The sequence below is a fragment of the Pseudarthrobacter phenanthrenivorans genome, assembly GCF_036455295.1.
In the GTDB taxonomy this organism is placed as follows: domain Bacteria; phylum Actinomycetota; class Actinomycetes; order Actinomycetales; family Micrococcaceae; genus Arthrobacter; species Arthrobacter phenanthrenivorans_C.
The window spans coordinates 147,599-168,249 of sequence record NZ_JAYXNX010000009.1 but is presented as its reverse complement, the minus strand read 5'-3'; the positions used below and the strand labels follow the sequence as shown (position 1 = coordinate 168,249).

At 67.2% G+C, this 20,651-nt stretch carries 20 protein-coding genes; 4 read left to right on the top strand and 16 right to left on the bottom strand.

Annotated features, from left to right (window positions below; all coding sequences use genetic code 11):
* Positions 1-49: 49 nt before the first annotated feature.
* From VXJ37_RS13555 to VXJ37_RS13525, 7 genes are all read right to left on the bottom strand, one after another.
* Positions 50-502: a helix-turn-helix domain-containing protein gene (locus VXJ37_RS13555; RefSeq protein ID WP_018771597.1), complete on the bottom strand. Its 453-nt coding sequence runs from the start codon at positions 500-502 to the stop codon at positions 50-52.
* Between the two features lie 166 nt (positions 503-668).
* Positions 669-1,148 carry a CinA family protein gene (locus VXJ37_RS13550; protein ID WP_331323543.1) on the bottom strand — a complete coding sequence of 160 codons (480 nt, stop codon included), beginning with the start codon at positions 1,146-1,148 and terminating at the stop codon, positions 669-671.
* Complete coding sequence (gene pgsA / locus VXJ37_RS13545) at positions 1,145-1,786, bottom strand: CDP-diacylglycerol--glycerol-3-phosphate 3-phosphatidyltransferase (RefSeq protein WP_331323542.1); 642 nt, start codon at positions 1,784-1,786, stop codon at positions 1,145-1,147. The genes VXJ37_RS13550 and pgsA overlap by 4 nt, the downstream gene beginning before the upstream one ends.
* A gap of 17 nt (positions 1,787-1,803) precedes the next feature.
* Positions 1,804-4,698, bottom strand: coding sequence for an FtsK/SpoIIIE family DNA translocase (locus VXJ37_RS13540; protein ID WP_331323541.1), 2,895 nt, complete (start codon positions 4,696-4,698; stop codon positions 1,804-1,806).
* Between the two features lie 143 nt (positions 4,699-4,841).
* Positions 4,842-6,533, bottom strand: a complete 1,692-nt coding sequence (locus VXJ37_RS13535; RefSeq protein ID WP_331323540.1) for a ribonuclease J — start codon at positions 6,531-6,533, stop codon at positions 4,842-4,844.
* A gap of 40 nt (positions 6,534-6,573) precedes the next feature.
* Entirely contained in the window at positions 6,574-7,482 is a 909-nt protein-coding gene (gene dapA / locus VXJ37_RS13530) for a 4-hydroxy-tetrahydrodipicolinate synthase (RefSeq protein WP_331323539.1), read from the bottom strand.
* 58 nt (positions 7,483-7,540) lie between these two features.
* The gene (locus VXJ37_RS13525; RefSeq protein ID WP_331323538.1) at positions 7,541-7,972 is read right to left on the bottom strand and encodes a hypothetical protein; all 432 of its coding nucleotides are present in this window, start codon (positions 7,970-7,972) and stop codon (positions 7,541-7,543) included.
* Positions 7,973-8,093: 121 nt separating this feature from the next.
* On the opposite strand from VXJ37_RS13525, the gene VXJ37_RS13520 reads away from it, so the two are divergent.
* A complete protein-coding gene (locus VXJ37_RS13520) occupies positions 8,094-9,329 on the top strand; it encodes a heparan-alpha-glucosaminide N-acetyltransferase domain-containing protein (RefSeq protein WP_331323537.1) in 1,236 nt (411 codons plus the stop codon).
* Between the two features lie 137 nt (positions 9,330-9,466).
* Here the strand turns inward: VXJ37_RS13520 and VXJ37_RS13515 are convergent, their stop codons facing one another.
* The 8 genes from VXJ37_RS13515 to VXJ37_RS13480 all read right to left on the bottom strand — a co-directional run bounded on the left by VXJ37_RS13515 (position 9,467) and on the right by VXJ37_RS13480 (position 16,500).
* Positions 9,467-10,420: a TM2 domain-containing protein gene (locus VXJ37_RS13515; RefSeq protein ID WP_331323536.1), complete on the bottom strand. Its 954-nt coding sequence runs from the start codon at positions 10,418-10,420 to the stop codon at positions 9,467-9,469.
* Between the two features lie 400 nt (positions 10,421-10,820).
* Positions 10,821-11,294 carry a hypothetical protein gene (locus VXJ37_RS13510; protein WP_141940777.1) on the bottom strand — a complete coding sequence of 158 codons (474 nt, stop codon included), beginning with the start codon at positions 11,292-11,294 and terminating at the stop codon, positions 10,821-10,823.
* A gap of 3 nt (positions 11,295-11,297) precedes the next feature.
* Entirely contained in the window at positions 11,298-12,068 is a 771-nt protein-coding gene (gene dapB / locus VXJ37_RS13505; RefSeq protein ID WP_331323535.1) for a 4-hydroxy-tetrahydrodipicolinate reductase, read from the bottom strand.
* A 90-nt stretch (positions 12,069-12,158) separates the two neighbouring features.
* The gene (locus VXJ37_RS13500) at positions 12,159-12,623 is read right to left on the bottom strand and encodes a molybdenum cofactor biosynthesis protein MoaE (RefSeq protein WP_331323534.1); all 465 of its coding nucleotides are present in this window, start codon (positions 12,621-12,623) and stop codon (positions 12,159-12,161) included.
* The gene (locus tag VXJ37_RS13495) at positions 12,613-13,137 is read right to left on the bottom strand and encodes a MogA/MoaB family molybdenum cofactor biosynthesis protein (RefSeq protein WP_331323533.1); all 525 of its coding nucleotides are present in this window, start codon (positions 13,135-13,137) and stop codon (positions 12,613-12,615) included. Before VXJ37_RS13495 ends, VXJ37_RS13500 begins: the two co-directional genes overlap by 11 nt.
* Complete coding sequence (gene moaC, locus VXJ37_RS13490) at positions 13,134-13,625, bottom strand: cyclic pyranopterin monophosphate synthase MoaC (RefSeq protein ID WP_331323532.1); 492 nt, start codon at positions 13,623-13,625, stop codon at positions 13,134-13,136. The genes VXJ37_RS13495 and moaC overlap by 4 nt, the downstream gene beginning before the upstream one ends.
* Complete coding sequence (locus VXJ37_RS13485) at positions 13,613-14,848, bottom strand: molybdopterin molybdotransferase MoeA (RefSeq protein WP_331323531.1); 1,236 nt, start codon at positions 14,846-14,848, stop codon at positions 13,613-13,615. Before VXJ37_RS13485 ends, moaC begins: the two co-directional genes overlap by 13 nt.
* 23 nt (positions 14,849-14,871) lie before the next feature.
* Positions 14,872-16,500 (bottom strand): molybdopterin-dependent oxidoreductase, encoded by a 1,629-nt coding sequence (locus VXJ37_RS13480; protein WP_440589809.1) that lies wholly within the window; start codon positions 16,498-16,500, stop codon positions 14,872-14,874.
* Positions 16,501-16,621: 121 nt separating this feature from the next.
* On the opposite strand from VXJ37_RS13480, the gene moaA reads away from it, so the two are divergent.
* The 3 genes from moaA to VXJ37_RS13460 all read left to right on the top strand — a co-directional run bounded on the left by moaA (position 16,622) and on the right by VXJ37_RS13460 (position 19,972).
* Positions 16,622-17,749, top strand: a complete 1,128-nt coding sequence (gene moaA, locus VXJ37_RS13475; protein WP_331323530.1) for a GTP 3',8-cyclase MoaA — start codon at positions 16,622-16,624, stop codon at positions 17,747-17,749.
* A 6-nt stretch (positions 17,750-17,755) separates the two neighbouring features.
* A complete protein-coding gene (locus VXJ37_RS13470; RefSeq protein ID WP_331323529.1) occupies positions 17,756-18,022 on the top strand; it encodes a MoaD/ThiS family protein in 267 nt (88 codons plus the stop codon).
* Positions 18,023-18,280: 258 nt separating this feature from the next.
* Positions 18,281-19,972 (top strand): HNH endonuclease signature motif containing protein, encoded by a 1,692-nt coding sequence (locus VXJ37_RS13460; RefSeq protein ID WP_331323528.1) that lies wholly within the window; start codon positions 18,281-18,283, stop codon positions 19,970-19,972.
* A gap of 14 nt (positions 19,973-19,986) precedes the next feature.
* Here the strand turns inward: VXJ37_RS13460 and VXJ37_RS13455 are convergent, their stop codons facing one another.
* Positions 19,987-20,601 (bottom strand): DUF1579 domain-containing protein, encoded by a 615-nt coding sequence (locus VXJ37_RS13455; RefSeq protein WP_331323527.1) that lies wholly within the window; start codon positions 20,599-20,601, stop codon positions 19,987-19,989.
* Between the last annotated feature and the right edge of the window lie 50 nt (positions 20,602-20,651).

Genomic DNA, 20,651 nt, shown 5'->3' with positions numbered 1-20,651 from the left:
CCGCCCGGGGGCTTCGTGCGTTGCAGGGCCGCCTGCGCGGCCGCTGCCTTTAGCGGGCTCCGGAGAGAAGGCCCGTGGAAAGTTCGTCGTTCAGTTCAGTGTTGAGGTCGCGTTCCAGGTCACGGCCGTAACGCTGGGAGAATTCCTGCGGAACGGTGTCCGGAACGGCCACGCCTTCGGCTACTGCGACGCGGTCGCTGACCTCGCGGAGCATGCTGGACAGCGGAACGTCCAGTGCCGAGCAGATCGAAGACAGGAGCTCTGACGATGCTTCCTTCTGGCCGCGTTCCACTTCGCTGAGGTATCCCAGGGAGACGCGGGCGCTGTGCGAAACTTCACGGAGCGTACGCCCCTGACGCTGGCGGACATCGCGCAGGACATCACCGATTTCGTGACGAAGTACTACCATCTTGCGCTCCTTCTGTTCGCTCTTAGCCTGTTCGGCGAGGCCCACATCCTTCCAGCGGACAACGCCGTTTACGGATACGGGCTGCTTTACCATCTGTATCGCCTTGCTCCCTCATTGGTCAGGTCCGCCGCGGGGCGGACCGTCGTGGTCATTTCATCCTAGGCGCCTCCGCTCTCCGGAAGCGACACAATGTAATAACTAATCGGTACCGGCTTTTGTTCCCGCCAACTTTACGCGCGGTAACTTCGGTGCCGGAACGTCAGGAGGACAGGGCTTCGAGAAGCCGCTCCAGGGCTGCCGCGCAGGCACTGGCGCGGATGTCGGGCCTGCTGCCGGTGAAGGTATATTCAAAGCCTGCCGCTCCTGCGGCTGTGGCGACCCCGATGTAGACGCGGCCCACGGGTTTGCCGTCATGGGCGTCAGGGCCGGCCACGCCGGTGGTGGAGATCCCGACGTCGGCGCCCAGCGCTGTGCGCGCACCCGCGGCCATGGCCCGGGCGACGTCGGGGTCCACGGATCCCACGCGTGCCAGCAGTTCTGCGGGCACGTGGAGCACCGCATCCTTAACGGAGTTCTGGTAGGCGACCACTCCGCCCTGCAGCATGCCGGAGGCGCCGGGCGTGTCCGCAAGGACCGCAGACACCATTCCCGCCGTCAGCGACTCAGCGGTGGCAACGGTCTGCCCGGACTCCAGCGCCCTCCGGACTGCATCCCGGGCCAACTGGTGGAGGTTGGTCATGCCTGTTCCTGCCCTTCCGCGGTCCGGGACTGCCTGCCCTTCGCGCGGAGGCGCAGGGCTTCAACAACGTATTCCACGCCCGTCCACAGCGTGATGGCCACGGCAGCCATCATGACCGCGAATGCCACCCAGGACATCCACGGGGCAAATGCTCCAAACGGCAAAAGGTAGAGGAAGATGGCCGCGGTCTGCACCACGGTCTTGAGCTTGCCGCCGCGCGAGGCAGGAATGACCCCGTACCGGATTACGAAGAAGCGGAGGGCAGTGATGCCCCATTCCCGGACCAGGATCACCAGGGTGGCCCACCAGGGCAGCTCTCCCAGCAGGGACAGCATCACCAGCGCCGAGCCGATGAGGAGCTTGTCGGCGATGGGATCGGCAATCTTGCCGAAGTCGGTGACGAGGTTGCGGCTCCTGGCGATGTCGCCGTCGAGCTTGTCCGTATAGATGGCGACGGCGAAGGCCGCCACCGCACCCCAGCGCCAAGGCCCGGAGGTGCTGTGCAGCCCCGGCGCGTCGGCAACGAGGAACCACACGAAGAACGGGACCAGCGCGATGCGGATCATGGTCAGGACATTGGGAAGGTTCCAGACCCCGGCACGGCCCTGGCCGGCGGCGGTTGCATCGGTGCTAGTCACGTTTCTAGGCTACCGGCCTAGCGCCCGGTGAGGGACCATGCGTCTTCGGACCCGTCGTCGTCATCGCCGTAGCCGCCGGGCGCGGAGTCGGAGCCGTCGTAATATTCGACGTTCTGCTTCCGCTGGTTCAGGTCGGCGGCCACCAGGTCTTCGGCGTAACCGCCCTGGGCGATGTTGGCGTTGGCGTTGTCGCTGAGCGCGGCGGTCTGCGAGTCAGGCGCTGCCGGGGCTTCCTGGCCCTTCATGGCGGCGAGGACGGCGGCGAGGTCATCAGGTTTGACCAGCACGTCGCGGGCCTTGGAACCCTCCGAGGGACCCACTACGCCGCGGGATTCGAGGAGGTCCATGAGCCGGCCGGCCTTGGCGAACCCGACGCGGAGCTTGCGCTGGAGCATCGACGTGGAGCCAAACTGCGTAGTGACCACGAGTTCCGTGGCCTGCAGCAGCACCTCGAGGTCGTCCCCGATGTCGTCGTCGATCTGCTTCTTCTCAGCTTCGGGCGCCACGTCGTCGCGGTAGACGGCCTGGAGCTGTCCCTTGACGTGCTCCACCACCTTGTGGATCTCCGATTCGGACACCCAGGCGCCCTGGACACGCATCGCCTTCGAGGCGCCCATCGGCAGGAAGAGGGCGTCACCCTGGCCAATGAGCTTCTCGGCACCGGGCTGGTCGAGCACCACGCGGGAGTCGGTCACGGAGGACGTGGCGAACGCCATGCGGGAGGGCACGTTGGCCTTGATCAGGCCGGTGACGACGTCCACTGACGGGCGCTGGGTTGCCAGCACCAGGTGGATGCCGGCGGCACGCGCGAGCTGGGTGATGCGGACGATCGAGTCTTCGACGTCGCGCGGTGCCACCATCATGAGGTCCGCGAGTTCGTCGACGATCACCAGCAGGTAGGGGTAGGGCCGGATGACGCGCTTGGAGTCCACCGGCGGGTGGACCTTGCCGGCGCGTACCGCCTTGTTGAAGTCGTCGATGTGCTTGAAGCCGTAGTTGGCGAGGTCGTCGTACCTGGCGTCCATTTCCCGCACCACCCACTGCAGCGCTTCGGCCGCCTTCTTGGGGTTGGTGATGATGGGGGTGATCAGGTGCGGGACGCCTTCATAGGCGGTCAGTTCCACGCGTTTGGGGTCCACCATGACCATCCGGACCTCGTCCGGGGTGGCGCGCATCAGGATGGAGGTGATCATGGAGTTCACGAATGACGACTTACCGGCGCCGGTGGCACCGGCCACCAGCAGGTGGGGCATCTTGGCCAGGTTGGCCACCACGTAGCCGCCCTCCACGTCCTTGCCCACACCCATCACCATGGGGTGGTCCGTGCGCCGGGCGTTCTGGCTGCGGAGGACGTCGCCCAGGGAGACCGTTTCGCGGTCCGTGTTGGGGATCTCGATGCCGATGGCGGACTTCCCCGGGATGGGGCTCAGGATGCGCACGTCGCTGGAGGCCACGGCGTAGGAGATGTTCTTGGACAGTGCCGTGACGCGCTCCACCTTGGTGCCCGGTGAGAGTTCAATTTCGTAGCGGGTGACGGTGGGGCCGCGGCTGAAGCCGGTGACGGTGGCGTCGACGTTGAACTGCTGCAGGGTATCGGTCAGGGCAGCGACGACGGCGTCGTTGGCCTCCGTGCGCTCCTTCGGGATGGAGCCCGGCGTGAGGTAGTCCGAGGCAGGGAGGGTGTACGTGACGTCGCCGGCGAGCGAGAGCTGCTCCGTGCGCTGCGGGATGGGGACGGGCGGCGGAGCGGGTGCCACGGGGTTGGAAGGAACAGTGGGTGCGGCGGCGGGCTTGCCGGGAGCAGCGGCGCCGGGAATGACCAAGGGGATGGCCTCCGTGGCGTTCTCCGCCGGCGCCGCGGGCGCGCCGGCACCCAGGCCCTGGGCTGCCTTGATCTTTTCGACGGCGATCTCCGCCTGGGTGGGCCGCCGCACGCCGGGCGCCGGCCGGGCAGGTTCCTGCTCGTCGTCGTCAATGACTGCGTGCTCGAAGGCCTCGTCCCCCACGTACCCGTCCAGGCCGGCGCCGGGCTCCTCATCCTTGCCGAAGAGCTTGCGCTTCTTTTTCTTCGGCGCAGCAGGCGGCGTCCGCTCCAGGTAGCTCCGGTCATGGGTTTCCCCGCGCCGTTCCTCGTCATCCATCAGGTCGATGCCCATAAGGTGCTCGTAGGCGCCGCGGAGCCGCCGCGGGATGGCCGTGAACGGGGTGGCCGTGATGATCAACAGCGAAACGAAGGCCAGCAGGGAATAGAGGGCCACGGGTACGGCGGGGTGGATGGCGGCCAGCGGCGTGGCCGCCAGGAAGCCGAGCATGCCGCCCGCTTTACGGAGTCCGTCGAACCCGTCGGCCACGGTGGGCTGGCCGCCGAGGATGTGCGCCAGGCCGCAGCCGGCGAACGTCATGATCAGGAAGCCGATCCCCACCCTGTTGTTGCCCCGGCCGTCGGAGGGCTGCCGGAACAACCGGAAGGCGCAAACGAAGAGCATGAGCGGCAGCAGCAGCGAGATCCAGCCGAAAGTACCGTTCACCACTGCGTAGACGGCATCCGGGAACCAGCCTTTCAGCCCCCACCAGGCAAAGGTGGCGATGAAGATGCCCAGTGCCAGGTTGAACAGGGCCGCGCCGTCACGGCGTTCCTCACCGGGGAGGTCGCTGACGTCATGGCCAATGCGGCGCACTCCCCCGCCCACCAGGTGTCCCACGCCAAGCCACGCTCCGCCCACCACGCGCAGCAGCCAGGGTTGGTGGTGTTCGACGGCGGGAAGCTGGCGGGTGCGTGCGGTGGTTGATGACCCGCCACGCCCTGCCTTGGCGGCGGTGGTGCCGGTTCCGCGTGCGGTGGAGCTCCCGGACCTGCTGCCGGAGTTGCCCCTGCCGGTACCTTTGGGCGCGGAAGTAGTACGTGTGGCCATAGTAGCCACGCTACCGGAAACACCCCATGATTCCGGGGATATCGGGCTTACCGGGCCAGCCCGGCGGGATGCGCGAAGGGCCCGGTTCGAGGAGAACCGGGCCCTTCGACAGAGCGCATTCCGGGATTGGCGCGGGAGGCCTGTCAGGCCTCCAGCACCACCGGGATGATCATGGGCTTGCGGCGCAGCTTGCGGTTGACCCACGTGCCTACCACGCGGCGCACCACCTGCTGGAGCTGGTGGCTGGTGTGGTCCGCGTGGTTCTGGACCGCTTCCTCCAGGGCCGCGTTGATCTTGGGGATGATGTCATCGAAGACCGAGTCGTCCTCGGCAACACCACGGGCATGGATTTCAGGGCCGGAGACCACTTTTCCGGTGGCACGGTGAATGACCGTGATGATGGAGATGAAGCCTTCATCGCCCAGGATGCGGCGGTCCTTGAGGTCGGCGTCGGTGATTTCGCCCACGCTGGAGCCGTCCACATAGACGAAGCCCACTTCCACCTGGCCGACGATGTCTGCCTGGTGGTCCCGGAGGTCGATGACCGTTCCGTTGTCCGCAAGGATGACGCTCGCTTCCGGGACGCCGGACTCGATGGCGATCTTGCCGTTGGCGATCAGGTGGCGGGTTTCACCGTGCACGGGCATGGCGTTCAGGGGCTCAAGGATGTTGTAGCAGTACAGCAACTCACCGGCTGCGGCGTGGCCGGACACATGGACCTTGGCGTTGCCCTTGTGGATCACGTCGGCGCCGAGCTTGAGGAGGCCGTTGATGATCCGGAACACCGCGTTCTCGTTGCCCGGGATGAGGCTGGAGGCCAGGATGACGGTATCGCCGTCGCCCACCACTACCCTGTGGTCGCCGTTCGCCATCCGGGACAGGGCAGCCATCGGCTCACCCTGGGAACCGGTGGACATCAGCACCACGCGGTTGTCCGGCAGGTTGTCAATGTTCTTGATGTCGACGATCAGCCCGGAAGGTACGTCCAGGTAGCCCAGCTTTTCGGCGATGGCCATGTTGCGGACCATGGAGCGGCCCACGAACGCAACCTTGCGGTTGTGCTTGGCAGCGGCGTCCAGGACCTGCTGCACGCGGTGGACGTGGGAGGAGAAGGACGCCACGATGATGCGCTTGGTGGCCTGGCCGAAAAGCCGCTCCAGGGTGGGGCCGATTTCCTTCTCGGCGGTGGTGAATCCCGGCACGTCGGCATTGGTGGAATCGGACATGAAGAGGTCCACGCCTTCTTCGCCCAGCTTGGCGAAGTGCCGCAGGTCGGTGATGCGTCCGTCCAGCGGCAGCTGATCCATCTTGAAGTCGCCGGTGTGCAGGACCGTGCCGCCCGCGGTGCGGATGAACACGGCCAGGGCGTCCGGGATGGAGTGGTTGACGGCCACGAACTCGCATTCGAACGGCCCGAACTTCTCCACCTGGCCTTCCTCGACGGTCAGGGTGTAGGGCCGGATGCGGTGCTCCTGCAGCTTTGCCTCGATCAGGGCAAGGGTCAGCTGCGATCCCACCAGGGGGATGTCGTTGCGCAGCTTCAACAGGTACGGTACAGCGCCGATGTGGTCCTCGTGACCGTGCGTGAGGACCACTGCCACGACGTCGTCCAGCCGGTCCTCGATGTACGAGAAGTCCGGCAGGATCAGGTCAACGCCGGGCTGGGTTTCCTCGGGAAAGAGGACGCCGCAGTCCACGATCAGCAGTTTGCCGTCGATTTCGAACACGGCCATGTTCCGGCCGATTTCCCCCAGGCCGCCAAGCGGGACGATCCGCAGCGTGCCCTGGGGCAGGCGCGGAGGGGTGACAAGGCCGGTAAGGGCAGTTTGGGTCATAGTGCACTACTTTCCAGGCGGAAGGGTGCCGGTCTTAGCCTCAGGAGAAGACCAGCCCCGCTTCCGCCAAATCCCCGCGGATGGTTTCGATCTCGGTTTCGTCCGGCTCCACGAGGGGCAAGCGGACAATCGAGTTGGGCAGGACTCCCTGCCATTTAAGAATCTGTTTGGCCGCCACGGCCCCCTGGACACGGGTCATGGTGGCGCGGACTACGGGCTGCAGCTCGAAGTTGATCTTGCGGGCAGTCCCAAGGTCGTTGGCGTTGACGGCGTCGATAAGTTCACGGAAGCGGCGGGTGGCCACGTGGGTGGTGACGCCCACCAGGCCCACGGCACCCAGGGCCATCCAGGGCAGGGTCAGCCCGTCGTCGCCGGAGTAGAAGAGGAGGTCCGTTTCCGCCATGACGCGGGTGGCGGCTGCGAGGTCCGCCTTGGCATCCTTGACGGCGACGATGTTGGGGTGCTGCGCCAGCCGGATCATGGTGTCGGGTTCGATCGGGATCGAGGACCGGCCGGGGATGTCGTACAGCATGACCGGGACGTCAACGGCGGAGGCGATGGTCTCGAAGTGGGCGCGCACCCCGGCCTGGCTGGGCTTGTTGTAGTAGGGCGTCACCAACAGGAGGCCGTCGACGCCGAGGGCAGCAGCCTGCTGGGAGAGGTGGACCGAGTGTGCGGTGTCGTTGGTGCCTGTACCGGCAATGATGGCCGCCCGGCCGCCCACGGCCTCCTTCACGGCGCGGAACATGCCGAGGTTTTCTTCGTCCGTCAGCGTGGAGGTTTCTCCGGTGGTGCCGGTGACCACCAGGCCGTCGCAGCCGTCGTCGACCAGCTTGCTGGCCAGCGCCGCCGCCTGCCCGTAATCCACTGCGCCGTCCTTGGTGAACGGCGTGACCATGGCGGTCAGGAGGGTACCGAGGGCAGGGATGTGCGCGGAAGAGTCAGCCATGGAAAAAACGTTACCCTGTCCGCGGCTGGTTAGGACAATGCCACGGGCGTGACGAGCGTCAAATACGGTGGCGGTGCGGGCCGGGCGGGTTTGTCCCGGCATGGCAGTAGCGGCCGACGGCGGCCTGCCGGAGGTCCTCCGCCCACGCGGCAAGGCGCTGGGCTGCCCGCACATAGTGGAACAGTTCCGTGGGAGTCAGCGCATCCAGATCCGTTTCCGACAGCCGCCGCGCGAGCTCTGCCCCCTCCGGCTGCGCGGCCAGGCTGATGCCCTCCCGTTCCCATTGGACATCCTCGGCAGGCCGGCCGGAAACAAGTTGGCGGAACAGGTAGTCGACAACTCCAGGACTCATCGCCTTCAGCAGGCCGTCTCCGGCGCCGCGCTGCTCCAGCGGCACATGAACGGGCCCGGGCAGCAGGTTCCCGGGCAGAGGCTGACCTTGCGCGCGCCCTCCCCCGGATCCGGGGACTGCGGATGATGGCGTCTTCATGCCAGCAATGTTATTCGAATATATATTCGAATACAAGGGTCCTGTATCCGGTCCCGGCCTTGGTGGCCGGTGGGGACCTGGTTGACAACGGCGGCGCAAGCGCATGTGAGACGATCTGGTCATGACGTCCCGAACCCCGGCCACCCGGTCCCGGAAACTGCCGAGCCGGCAACAGCCGGGGCGCCTGCGGGGCATCGACGCGGCCCGGGGCCTGGCGCTCCTGGGCATGATGGCCACCCATCTGCTGCCGACCTTCGAATCCAATGCCAACCTCACCCCGACCTGGGTTGGCCTGACGTTCTCAGGACGCGCGGCGGCGCTCTTCGCAGTTCTCGCCGGGGTGGGACTGGGGCTGTCAACCGGAAAAAACAAGCCCTTTGAGGGTCCTGAACTTTCCGCCGCCCGCCGCGGGGTGGCCCTGCGCGCCCTGGTAATTGCCGTCGTCGGACTTACCTTGGGCGGCCTGGAAGTGAACGTGGCCATCATCCTGGTCCACTACGCCGTGCTGTTCCTCTGCGTCCTGCCGTTCCTGGGATTGGGGGCGAAGCGCCTGTGCGCCTGGGCCGCCGGCTGGCTCCTGGCGTCGCCGGTGCTCGCATACCTGCTGCGTCCATGGCTCCTGGCGGCCGAGCCGCCCCTGAAGCTGGGCCACAATCCGAACTGGGAAGACCTGGGGACGCCATTCCGGCTGCTCGCGGACGTGTTCCTGACCGGGTATTACCCTGTCCTGCAGTGGCTGTCCTACCTCCTGGTGGGGCTCGCCATCGGCCGCCTGGTCCTCACCAAGGCACTGGTTCCCGCACTGCTGCTGGTGGGCGGCACGGTGGTGGCCGTGGCCGCGAGGACGCTCGGCGTGGCGGCCATGGAGGATTGGGGTGGCCTGGCAGCGCTCGAGAAGGTCCTGAACTCGCCGGGGTATCCCCTGGCCAGCGTGCTGCAGGTGAACCTGGCCGGATTCCCCCAGGACGGCTCGTGGTGGTGGCTGGCGTCCGCCGCACCCCATTCAGGCACCACGCTGGACCTCCTGCACACGTCCGCGGTGGCGGCTGCTGTCATTGGGGCATGCCTGCTCCTGGGACGGCTCGCCGAGTGGGTGGACCTGGACCTGCTGCTGCCGTTGCGTGGTCCGGGTGCCATGACGCTCACGCTGTATGCCGTTCACGTCTGGGTGGTCTCCGGCTTCTACCTCAAGCCCCTGCCTGCAGGCTGGACCGAGGACGGCATGTACTTTGCCCACGCGGCCGCTGCCATCATTATCGGCATGCTGTTCGTGGTGCTGAAACGGCGGGGGCCCCTTGAATGGCTGGGCCACTCAGCGAGCCTGGTGGGACGGGGCGGCATCAAAGCATTGCAGTGACTCAAGGGTCAGCCCCGGGAAAAGGCCGGCCCCGAAGAACAGGAACCCGCGGCACCAGCCCTGGTGCCGCGGGTTCCTGTTCTTCCTGCCGGTCTTCGCAGACTGGCGGTAGTGAGCGGTTGCCAGCGTGGGTCCGGCTACTTCGCAGTCAGGGTGAAAGCGGACGCCTGGTCGCCATAGTCGTCGTTGATAACCACCTTGACCGGACCCTTCTTTACGTCGAACGCAATGACGCCCTGGCGGGCATCGCCGGCGCCGACTTCATCCGTGGGCAGTGCTCCCAGCCCGTCATCGAGGTAAACCAGTTCGCCTTCCTTGCCGTCGGCGTCGTAGACCGTGAAGTTCGAGGGGCTGGAATAACTGCTGCCGGTCAACGTCTCCCAGGAGACCTGGATGGCGAGGAAGCCGCCGTTCTTCGGCTGAAGGTAGTCCATGCCCGGAATCTGTGCGGTGTAGATCGAGTCGAGGACGCCGATCTTCACCGTGTTGCCCTCCGAGACGGTGGCCACCACGGAGTTGGCACCGGCGGCGGATCCGCCGGACGGAACAGGTGCGGCCTGTGAGGCAGAAGGGGGCTCCGGCGCAACGGGGGTCTTGCGGGCATCGATGGCCGCACCAACCATGGCGAGGGATGCCATGGCCAGCAGGATCCCGGTGATGATGCTCACCAGCCACAGGGCGGCGGTGATGATCCAGGCTTTCTTCTTGTTTTCCTGGTAGCCCTCCAATGGACGGCCGTTCTTGTCCCGGGTGTTTCCGGTCAGGGTCATGATCAGGTCCACAATGGCCCAGATGCCCGCGCCGCCGCCCGTCAGCAGCTTGGCGACGGCCGTGCCGGTCTTGCCCAGGTAGAAGCGGTCCGCACCAAAAGAGCCAAGGAGGAGGGACAGGAGCCAGGTGGTCATGAAGGACTTGCCCGGTTCCCCCGAGTAGGGGCCCTGGTTGTATGGGCCGGGCTGGTACTCCCCCTGCGGCCCTGCGGGGTACTGCCCCCCATAGGGTGGCTGCCCCTGGAAGGTTGACGGCGCCGGCGGAATCGGGGGTGCCGGCGGTCCGCTGTGTGGCGGGTTGGGGTAGTTCGGGTGGCTCATGGCTGGTCCTTCTCTGCGGTGATGCGGGTGAAGTGATACGGGTGCGGTGAAACGGGTGCCGTGGCGCGGGCGCAGGTGTCCGGGCGCAAGGGCGGCTGTGCGGGTCCAAAGGATGCGGGGAGGTGTTCAGGCCCCGGCTGTGGGCAGCGTCAGGCCTGCGGCTTCCGGGCGCGCCGGAGAAAGCAGATTCGCTGCGGTGGCGGGGGTGGCTGTCCGCGGTTAGGGCCGGAAATGCGTCTGGACGATGCCGGTGCTGCGGACAGTGCCAACCTCATGCTTTCCCCCAAAGCTAAAGAGTGTTTACTAAATAAACCTACCGTGGACGGCAAGGAACCGCGATGGGCAGAAATGCCCATCGCGGTTCCCAAGCCGCACCTCCTGCAACCTCCTGCAGTGGAGGCTAGGACGCGGCGGTGAAAAGCCTCACGGCGTCACGCATGGACGCCCGGGCACGCTTGCGGTCCCCTGCGGCGTCATAGGCGCAGCTCAGCCGGAACCAGGAACGCCAGTCGTCGGGAGCGGCCTCGGCTTCGGCGCGGTATTTCTCAAACTCGGCGTCTGCCGCCGCCCGGACGATCCGGCCGCCGGGGGTGCGAGGGAGCTCGTCCACGGGCAGGCCGCCTTCGGCCTCCAGGACCTTGGCCATCTGCTCCGTGCGGGCGCCGAACATCAGCTCCCGGATCAACGCCCACGCCCCGATGATGGGCAGCACCAGGTAGGCGGCGCCAATGGCCTTGGCTGTCAGGTTGCTGTCCGACAGCAGCAGGAGGGACCGCTGGAAAGAGACCACCAGGTAGAAGACCAGCAGCAGCGTCACCGCCCCCACCCAGATCTTGGTGCGGTTCTTCCGGAAGCCGGCGGCGAGCCCGTTCACGGCCTAAAGCCCCAGGTCCAGGTAGCCGTCCAAACCAACGGTGAGGCCGGGGTGCGCGGCGACGTTGCGGATGCCCAGGAGCACGCCCGGCATGAAGGAGGCACGGTCAAAGGAATCGTGCCGCAAGGTCAGCTGCTCGCCCGGACCGCCCAGGAGCACCTCCTGGTGGGCCACCAGGCCGCGGAGCCGGACGCTGTGCACCCGGACGCCGTCCACTTCGCAGCCGCGTGCGCCGGCACGTTCGCTGGTGGTGGCGTCGGGACTGGGCGGCACATCCGCCGCTTTGCGTTCCGCGGCGATCAGCTGCGCGGTGCGGACGGCCGTGCCGGAAGGGGCATCCACCTTGTCCGGGTGATGGAGTTCGATGATTTCCACGGACTCGAAGTATTTGGACGCCTTCGCGGCGAACGCAGAGGCCAGGACGGAGCCCAGGGCAAAATTCGGTGCGATGAGGACGCCCGCCCCCGGGTGCTCGGCCAGCAGCGATTCCAGCCCGGACAGGCGCGCTGCGTCCCAGCCGGTGGTGCCCACTACGGCGTGGATGCCATGCTCGACGGCGAAGCGGACGTTCGCTTCGGTGCTTTCGGGAACCGTCAGGTCCACCAGGTATCGGGCACCCGATCCGGTCAGCTGCTCCAGCGAATCACCCCGCCCCAGGGCTGCGACGAGCTTCATGTCGGGCGCGGCATCGATGGCCTTGACGGCCTCGGCGCCCATGCGTCCATTGGCGCCCATGACGGCCACCAGCTTGGGTGCGGAGTGTTGTTCGGTCATGCCGTTAAGCCTACCGGCGGGACGGGCGGGGGCAGGAACCGTGGGCTGTGCGTTACCTCGCAGGCGACATCCGGCGCGTGCCGCGAAGAATCAGCCGCCTGCGCCGACCCATTCCACTGTGCCGTCCGAAAAGAACTGTTCCTTCCAGATGGGCACTTGTTCCTTGATGCGGTCCACCAGTTCGGAGCAGACGGCAAACGCCTGGCCACGGTGCGCCGCAGACACCGCGCACACCAGCGCCGGGTCTCCGATCTCCAGCATCCCGATCCGGTGCGCTGCCCAGATCCGCACAGGCTGGCCGGCCCCGGCACCGTTTGCGGCGTTCTGCTCGGCAACCAGGCGCGCGACGACGTCGGCCATCACCTGGTGCGCCGTGGGGTGCGCACTGTAGCTGAGGCGCTCGACTGCCTTGCCGCCGTCGTGGTTGCGCACCACCCCGCTGAAGCTGACTACCGCTCCCGCGGTGTCGCTTTCCACGGCGGCGATCGCCTGGTCCACGGAAATCGGTTCCGCGCTCAGGACTGCCGTGACAACCTCGAATGCTTCAGTGCCCATGTCCGCCTTCCAGTTGGTCGCACAGATGGCCGATCAAAGGGTCCAGGACGCTCAGCCCGTCCATGACACCCTTGGGCGAGCCGGGCAGGTTCACAATGAAGGTGTGCCCGTGGGCGCCCGCGTAACCCCGGCTCAGGGCAGCCAGCGGGGTCTTGGCAGCCCCGGCCTGGCGGATTGCTTGCATGATGCCGGGGATTTCCCGGTCCAGCAGCGGCAACGTGACGTCGGGCGTGCGGTCGTCCGGGCTGAGGCCGGTTCCCCCGCTGGTGATCACGACGGCGGGGTGCTGGGTGAGGAGGGCGCGGATGGCGGCACCGACGGGCTCGCCGTCCGGGACCACCATGGCCGGAAACACCTCGAAGCCATGCTCAGTGAGCCAGTCAGTGATGACCGGGCCGGTTTCATCGTCGTAGATGCCGGCGGCGGCGCGGGTGGAAGCGATCACGACGCCGGCCTTCCGGCCCTGCACGTCCCCGTGCACGTGGGGCTCAGCCGCGTTGAAAAGTGAGGTCACAGTGCCCAGTCTCCGCTCTTGCCGCCGCTCTTGGCCAGCACCTTGATATCCGTGAGGACGGCATGCTTGTCCACGGCCTTGATCATGTCGTAAACGCTGAGCGCGGCCACGGAGGCAGCGGTCAGGGCCTCCATTTCCACGCCGGTGACGCCGCGGGTCTTGACGGTGGAGCTGATGGTGACGGCGGCCGCGCCCAGGTCAAAGTCCACGGTGACCTTGGACAGGGGCAAAGGATGGCAAAGGGGAATCAAATCCGGCGTCTTTTTGGCGGCCATGATCCCGGCCACACGGGCAACGGCCAGTGCGTCGCCCTTCGGGAGTCCGCCGGTGCCGAGGAGCTGCATGACCTCAGTGGTGGTTTGGACGGTGGCCGTGGCGGTGGCCTCCCGGGTGGTCTCGGCCTTGGCGGAGACATCCACCATCTGGGCACTGCCGTCCTGGCGCAGGTGCGTCAGCGCAGGGATATGTTCTGCATTCACAGCATCCATACTTCCACCTCATCGCCGGCAGCGAGCTCCGTTACGCCCGCAGGGACGTGGACCAGGACGTTGGAGCCGGCGAGTGCGTGCATCAGGTGCGAGCCCTCGCCCCCCTCAAGCTGCACCGTCCCGCCGGGCCGCAGGCTGCCGCGGCGGACCTGGTGTTTGTGCTCGGGGGACGTGAGGGAACCGGCCAGGCGGGCGCGCAGCGGCAGCCGTGACGCGGGAGCCCCCAACAGCGCAGAGAGTGCCGGGCGGAGGAACATTTCGAAGGACACCAGGCAGCTGACCGGGTTGCCGGGAAACCCAAGGAAAGGGACGCCGTCGAACGTTCCCATTCCCTGGGGACCGCCCGGCTGCATGGCCACGTGCAGGAAGTCAACGGGCTGGTCCGCCGTGGCCTGCCGCACCACTTCATAGGCGCCCTTGCTGACCCCGCCCGTGGTGAGGATCAGGTCGGCGCCCTGGCCTTGCGTCCGCAGGAGTGCCCGCAGGTCTTCCGGGCTGTCGGTGGAAATGCCCGCACGGCGGACATTGAGCCCGGCCTGGGTCATGGCCGCTTCCAAAAGGGTTCCGTTGGAGTCGTAGATCTTCCCTGGCGGGAGCGGGGAGCCGGGTTCCACCACTTCGTCCCCCGTGGTGACCAGCAGGACGGTCACGGCCTTGTGCACCCGCACCTCCGGGATGCCCAGGGCGGCGAGCAGGCCCAGCTGGGCCGGACCAAGGCAGGTGCCTGCGGCCAGGGCCTGCTCCCCTGCTGCGATGTCGCTGCCGGCGGAACGCACGAAGGTGCCAGGGGCGGTGGGCGGCAGTTTCACCGTGCCTGCGTGGCCCGGCTCCAGGAAGCGGTCCGGTACGGCCCGCTCAATGGGCACGACGGCGTCGGCCCCCGCCGGGATCATGGCACCGGTCATGATGGGCGCGGCCGTCCCCGGCCCAAGCGGCTGCGGGCTGGACCCGGCCGGTACAGGTGGCACGATCCGCAGTTCGGCACCGGCGTCGGGAATGTCTCCGGAACGTACCGCATACCCGTCCATTTGGGAGTTGGCGAACGTAGGAAGACTGATGGGCGCGGCGACGTCATCAGCCAAGCCCCGGCCCAGTGCCTGGGCCAGCGGCAGGCTTTCGGTGCGGTCCGCCGAACGCAACGGGCCCAGAAGCTGTGCGACGGCCGCGGCGTGGTCTGCGACAGACCGCGCACGTGCAGCACTGCTGTGGGGGTGGCTGGTCATGAATACACCTTTGGTCGCGGCCGTCAGGATTTCACGTCAACTCTAACCGTGTGGAATCCCGTGGCCCCGTCAGGCGCGGGGGGCCGTGACGTTTCGTCCTGGGGCCGGCCGTCCAGGCCCGTGGCGCGGACCTGTACCTCGTACTGGCCCGCGGTGAGGTCGACGGCCAGCTTCCACTGGTACCAGGTGTCCACCGAGATGCCGGCAGCGAGCTCCGCTTCCTTCCAGGGGCCCCTGTTGATCCGCAGCTCCACAGCCCGGATGCCGGTGTGCTGGGCCCAGGCGACACCTGCGAACACCACGCTTCCCGGGTTGACGGGACGCCCGCTCCGGGGAACGTCGATGCGGGATGAGATCTTGATGGGACCCCGCTCGGACCACCCGCGGGAAGTCCAGTACCCGGCGTCGTCCGCGAACCGGGTGACCTTGAGTTCTGTCAGCCATTTGGTGGCAGAGACATACCCGTAAAGTCCGGGCACAACCAGCCGGACCGGGAAGCCGTGCTCAAGCGGCAGGGGTTCACCATTCATGGCGACGGCGAGCAGGGCATCCCGGTTGTCGGTGAGGACTTCCAGGGGCGTCCCGGCGGTCCAGCCGTCGGTGCTGCGGGAGAGGACCATGTCCGCACCCGGCTGGGGAGCGGCCTGGGCAAGGAGGTCGCGGACCGGCCAGCCGAGCCAGCGGGCGTTGCCGATCAGGTCCCCGCCAACACCGTTGGAAACGCAGGCGATGGTGATGTGGCGTTCCGTCAGGGGTTTCGCCAGCAGGTCGGAGAAGGAAAGCTGGACTTCGCGGGCGACCATCCCTGTCACTTTGAGGACCCAGGTGTCCGGGTTCACCGCCGGAACGGAGAGCGCCGTGTCAATCCGGTAAAAGTCGCGGTTTGGCGTGACGAGCGGGCTTGCGCCTGCCACGCCGGACTCGGCACCGGCCGGGATGGGCGGCGCCGGTGATGCCGGTACCGGGAGGCCGATGCGCGCCCTGGCTTCGCTGACGGCAGCAGTGGCGCCGCGCCAGATTCCTGCCACCACGCCGCCTGCAGCGGAAGCAGCTGCGGTGATGGCAAAGGCCTGGAGGAAGGTCCTGCGGGAACCCGCGGCCCTGACGGTTTCCCCGGCCTCTGCGTCTTCCCACCCGTGCAGCCTGCCCACCAGGAACCGCAGGAGTACGACGGCGACCACCGCAGCCGCGAGCGGGGAGATCAGGGCCGGCGGCGTCACTTGGGAACGCGTCAGGACCGCGGCCGCGCCGGCCAGGCCGAAGATGGCCACCACCAAGGAACCGGCGAACCGTCTTCGGAACTCAAGGACTCCGGCAAGTGCGGCCAGAGCGGCAATGACCAACGCCATGCCGGCCAGGAGGGCTGCCTTGTCCGCCGTCCCGAAGAGCGAGACCGCCCAGTCTTTGACGCCCGGCGGGACCGCGTCAATGACGGCCCCACCCACCGCGGTGAGGGGGGAAAGGGACGAGCTTGCGAACCCGGCCACCAGCTCTCCCGCTGCGACTCCCCCGCCGGCTGCCACTATCCCTGCGGCAGCGGCCCAACCGCCCACGCCGCGCCGGACTGCCTGTTGCCGAACGGAACTGTCCGCCCGCTCCCCAAGCCGTGCGGCGTCGTCGTCCGACCCATGCTTTTGCCGGGAAATGTTCACACCTTCAGCATAGGTTCGCCGGCCGTCTCCCGGGGCGGATCGGGGCCCTTGGCCGGGACCCGGCCGGATCTGCGGAAGTCACGGCTGTGATGGGCGGCTCAACGTGGCGTAGCCTGAATTTATGAGTGTCCAGCTAGGCATGCCCCAGCCGCGGGAGGAAGCAGCATCGGCGCTGCCCGCCGTTCCCGCGCGCCGGCCAGCGGATGCGCCTGCTGGACTTGTGGACCGCTATGGACGCCGCGCCACGGACATGCGGTTGTCCCTGACCGATAAGTGCAACCTCCGCTGCACGTACTGCATGCCCGCTGAAGGCCTGGAATGGCTGGCAAAGCAGGCGGTGATGTCCGCGGCGGAAATCGTCCGGATAGTGCGCGTCGGCGTGGACCAGCTGGGTGTCCGCGAACTGCGGCTGACGGGCGGGGAGCCGCTGGTCAGGCATGACCTGGTGGAGATCATCGCGGCCCTGCGTGCCAACCACCCGGACCTCCCGATTTCCATGACCACCAACGCTGTTGGGCTGGCGAAGAAGGCGGCCGCGCTCAAGGACGCCGGCCTGACGCGCATCAACGTCTCCCTGGATTCACTCCATGAGGAAACGTTCACCAAGCTGACCCGCCGTCCTTTCCTGAACCAGGTGCTGGCCGGCGTGGACGCCGCCTGGGCTGCCGGCCTTGGCCCGGTCAAACTGAACGCCGTCCTGATGAGGGGCATCAACGATGCCGAGTCGCCGCAGCTGCTGGCCTGGGCGCTGGAGCGTGGGTATGAACTGCGGTTCATCGAGCAGATGCCGCTCGATGCCGACCACGGCTGGACGCGGCGCAACATGATCACTGCGGCTGAAATCCGGGGATTGCTGTCCCGCGACTTCGTCCTCAGCCCCGATCCCCGCGAACGTGACGGTGCCCCGGCGGAACGTTTTGAGGTACGACGGCGGGCGGAAGGTTCGCTGGAAGCCGACGGACCGGTTTTGGGAACAGTGGGCATCATTGCCTCCGTGACCGAGCCGTTCTGCTCCGACTGCCGGCGCACCAGGATCACCGCGGAGGGCAAGATCATAAGCTGCCTGTTCTCGCGGGAGGAGTTCGATTTGCTGGGCCTGCTTCGCTCAGGAGCCAGCGATGATGAGCTGGCCCAGCGGTGGCAGGACGCCATGTGGATCAAACCTAAAGCCCACGGCATGGACCATGTGGGCCTGGACGCTCCGGACTTCGTCCAGCCGGACCGCAGCATGAGTGCCATCGGGGGCTGACGGAAGATGTTGGTACGTTACTTTGCTGCCGCACGCGCTGCCGCAGGCTTTGACGACGAGAAGTTCGACTTGCCTGCCGGAGCCACGGTGGCTGACCTGCTGGCAGCCGTAGCCGCGGTGGAACGGCCGGAGCCCCCCGCCGGGACCCCGCCACTCCCCCGACTGCTCTCCCGCAGCAGCTTCCTGCTCAACGAGGTGGCGGTGCGGGATCAGGCGACGGTGTTGGGTCCCGACGACGTGGTGGACGTGCTGCCACCGTTCGCGGGGGGCTAGGGCCTTAGGGCAGCCGGAGCCATAGGGTTTTGACCGTCCAGGTTCTGCGGCTTCTGCGGCCGGGATTGATTGTCAGACCCCCNTGGCGGTGCGGGATCAGGCGACGGTGTTGGGTCCCGACGACGTGGTGGACGTGCTGCCACCGTTCGCGGGGGGCTAGGGCCTTAGGGCAGCCGGAGCCATAGGGTTTTGACCGTCCAGGTTCTGCGGCTTCTGCGGCCGGGATTGATTGTCAGACCCCCGTTGGATGATGTGGGTATGGGAATCAGCGGTGGTTTTGGGGCGGTACTGGAGGGTGTCCATGCCTCTGTCGCTGCCCTTGACGCGCTGGTTCTTGAGGACCGGAACCTCGAACATCCTGCGCTGAGTGCTGCCGCTGGAGACAGTGATGTGTTGCAGCGGCGGTATGAGTTGTGCCTGGGACGGTTGGAGGTTGTCGCCCGCCTGGAGGCACAGCTCGCGGCCGTGAAGGCGCGAGATGCGGCGGAGTGCATGGGGTTGCAGCAGGCCATGACCGCGCCGGATGCCTCCGTGCAGGACCGCACCTACGTGGAGATGTCCACTGTGGAGGAGATCGCCGGGGTCCTGACCATCAGCTCGGGGGCCGCCGGGGCGTTGGTGGACCATTCCCGGCGGGTCTGTTCCCTGCCACTGGTGCTCGAGGCGCTGTCCACCGGGGCCGTGTCCTGGCAGCACGCGAAGATCGTTGCGGACGAAACCGAGGGCCTCGACGCGGCCGACGCGGCTGCGTTAGTGGCGCATTTCTTCGACCCCGACGCACCCACTCCCGCCCGGGGCGCCGCCCCCGGTGAGCTTGTCCCGTCACGGTTCCGGGCCAAGGTACGTGCCTGGCGGGAACGCCACCATCCCGACTCCATTGAGAAGCGCCATGTAAAAGGTGTGGGTGACCGGCTGATGAAATACGCCCCGGACCGGGACGGCATGGCCTGGCTCTCGCTCTACCTGCCCGGGGACACTGCCTGTGCCATCTGGAACCGCACCACCGCCACCGCCCGCGGACTGCAGGGCCCCGACGAAACCCGCACCCTCACCCAACTCCGCCCCGACATCGCCGCATCCCTACTGCTCGGCGCCGGCGTGACCCAACAGGCCGAGGACACCGCCACGGGCACAGGAACCGCCGCCTCTGCCGGTAAAGATCCACGCGCGGCTGCCGAAACCAACACCAGACCCGGGAAAGTCCCCGCCCCGCGTGCCGATGTCCTGGTCACCGTGCCCGTGTTCTCCCTCCTCGGCCTCACCGACGAACCCGCCACGCTCGACGGCCTCGGCCCGATCCCGGCCTCCATGGCCCGGAAACTCGTCGCCGACGGGGCGGAGTCGTTCTACCGGGTCCTGATCGACCCCCGCGACGGGGCACCCCTGGAAATCGGACGGACAAACTACCGGCTCCCCGAAACCATCAAACGCTGGATCCGGATGCGCGACACCAAATGCACCTTCCCCGGCTGCAGCAACCCCACCCCCGACAACGACACCGACCACCTGCACGCCTGGGACCACGGCGGCACCACGAACGTCAGCAACCTCGCACAGCTCTGCCCCAAACACCACCGGCTCAAACACAACAGCCGATGGACACCCACCCCGGCAACCAACCACCACCCACCCGGCTGGACCTCACCCACCGGACGGCACTACCAACCCGAACACCCCGACCCCCAACCACCACACTGGCCGCCAGGAATCCTATCCGCCGATCACGCTGAAGCGGATGCGACCCCTTTTCAGGACGACGACGTCCAGTGGCAACTGCTGCTTGCCGGGATGCCATCATGGCCCGACCCACCACCCGAAGAACCGGCAGGCGAAGCCATCCTCGATCCGGATGACATTTCCTCGGCAGACCCGCTGTGGGAGGAGTTACATGCCTTGCCGTTCGTTGTGCCGCCTGACCCACTGAACGGGTTCACATTCCTGCCGGTGTGAATGGGTCGCTGGATTCATTGCTGTGCCTGCCGGAAGACCGAGCGCATGAACGGCCTGTAGCCCGGACCTTTACCGTCTGTCCCTGAGCCTGGACCTACTCCTGAACCCGGACCTGCGTCTGAACCTGCGCCTGAAAACGCGCCCACGCCCGGACCTACGCCTGAACCGGTGCCCGTCGCTGCGTCCGGCGAGTCACCGCCGTCGTGCGTGTCGGTAGAACGGAGGTCGGTGACATGGGTCAGGACGTCATCTGCCACCCAGATGGAATGGCGCGTCCAGCCGCCGTCGCTGTGACGTTCAATGCGGAGGACGCCGTCGTGCCAGGTGCACCGCGCCGCTGCACCAGGGCCGGCACCGGGGCTGTCGACGTAGTACCAAAGCACATCCGGGTGGACGGGGTCGATCGTGAAGATGCCGTGCCCTTCAAAGTGGCCGCCGTCCGGCTCGACATGCCGGTAACTCTGTACCACCCCCAGGCCACCGGCAACCGGGGTATACGAAACTTCAGCGTCCACATTGCTGGCGGCTCCCCAAGGCCCCGCCGCCACGCGGGTGCTTCCCCGCCAATGGCCCAGGAGGGCTGACAGGGCAGGATGCATCCGCACGTGCGCCGGCTGGTTCGCTGTCACGCCGCCCCTCCCTCCCCAAGAATCGCTGCTACCTCAGGATGGACTCTCGG

Excerpts from the sequence above, each read along its gene's own strand:
- VXJ37_RS13555 (WP_018771597.1), bottom strand. The coding sequence starts at position 502 with ATGGTAAAGCAGCCCGTATCCGTAAACGGCGTTGTCCGCTGGAAGGAT.
- VXJ37_RS13550 (WP_331323543.1), bottom strand. The coding sequence starts at position 1,148 with ATGACCAACCTCCACCAGTTGGCCCGGGATGCAGTCCGGAGGGCGCTG.
- VXJ37_RS13540 (WP_331323541.1), bottom strand. The coding sequence starts at position 4,698 with ATGGCCACACGTACTACTTCCGCGCCCAAAGGTACCGGCAGGGGCAAC.
- VXJ37_RS13535 (WP_331323540.1), bottom strand. The coding sequence starts at position 6,533 with ATGACCCAAACTGCCCTTACCGGCCTTGTCACCCCTCCGCGCCTGCCC.
- dapA (WP_331323539.1), bottom strand. The coding sequence starts at position 7,482 with ATGGCTGACTCTTCCGCGCACATCCCTGCCCTCGGTACCCTCCTGACC.
- VXJ37_RS13525 (WP_331323538.1), bottom strand. The coding sequence starts at position 7,972 with ATGAAGACGCCATCATCCGCAGTCCCCGGATCCGGGGGAGGGCGCGCG.
- VXJ37_RS13520 (WP_331323537.1), top strand. The coding sequence starts at position 8,094 with ATGACGTCCCGAACCCCGGCCACCCGGTCCCGGAAACTGCCGAGCCGG.
- VXJ37_RS13515 (WP_331323536.1), bottom strand. The coding sequence starts at position 10,420 with ATGAGCCACCCGAACTACCCCAACCCGCCACACAGCGGACCGCCGGCA.
- dapB (WP_331323535.1), bottom strand. The coding sequence starts at position 12,068 with ATGACCGAACAACACTCCGCACCCAAGCTGGTGGCCGTCATGGGCGCC.
- VXJ37_RS13500 (WP_331323534.1), bottom strand. The coding sequence starts at position 12,623 with ATGGGCACTGAAGCATTCGAGGTTGTCACGGCAGTCCTGAGCGCGGAA.
- moaC (WP_331323532.1), bottom strand. The coding sequence starts at position 13,625 with ATGGATGCTGTGAATGCAGAACATATCCCTGCGCTGACGCACCTGCGC.
- VXJ37_RS13485 (WP_331323531.1), bottom strand. The coding sequence starts at position 14,848 with ATGACCAGCCACCCCCACAGCAGTGCTGCACGTGCGCGGTCTGTCGCA.
- moaA (WP_331323530.1), top strand. The coding sequence starts at position 16,622 with ATGAGTGTCCAGCTAGGCATGCCCCAGCCGCGGGAGGAAGCAGCATCG.
- VXJ37_RS13470 (WP_331323529.1), top strand. The coding sequence starts at position 17,756 with ATGTTGGTACGTTACTTTGCTGCCGCACGCGCTGCCGCAGGCTTTGAC.
- VXJ37_RS13460 (WP_331323528.1), top strand. The coding sequence starts at position 18,281 with ATGGGAATCAGCGGTGGTTTTGGGGCGGTACTGGAGGGTGTCCATGCC.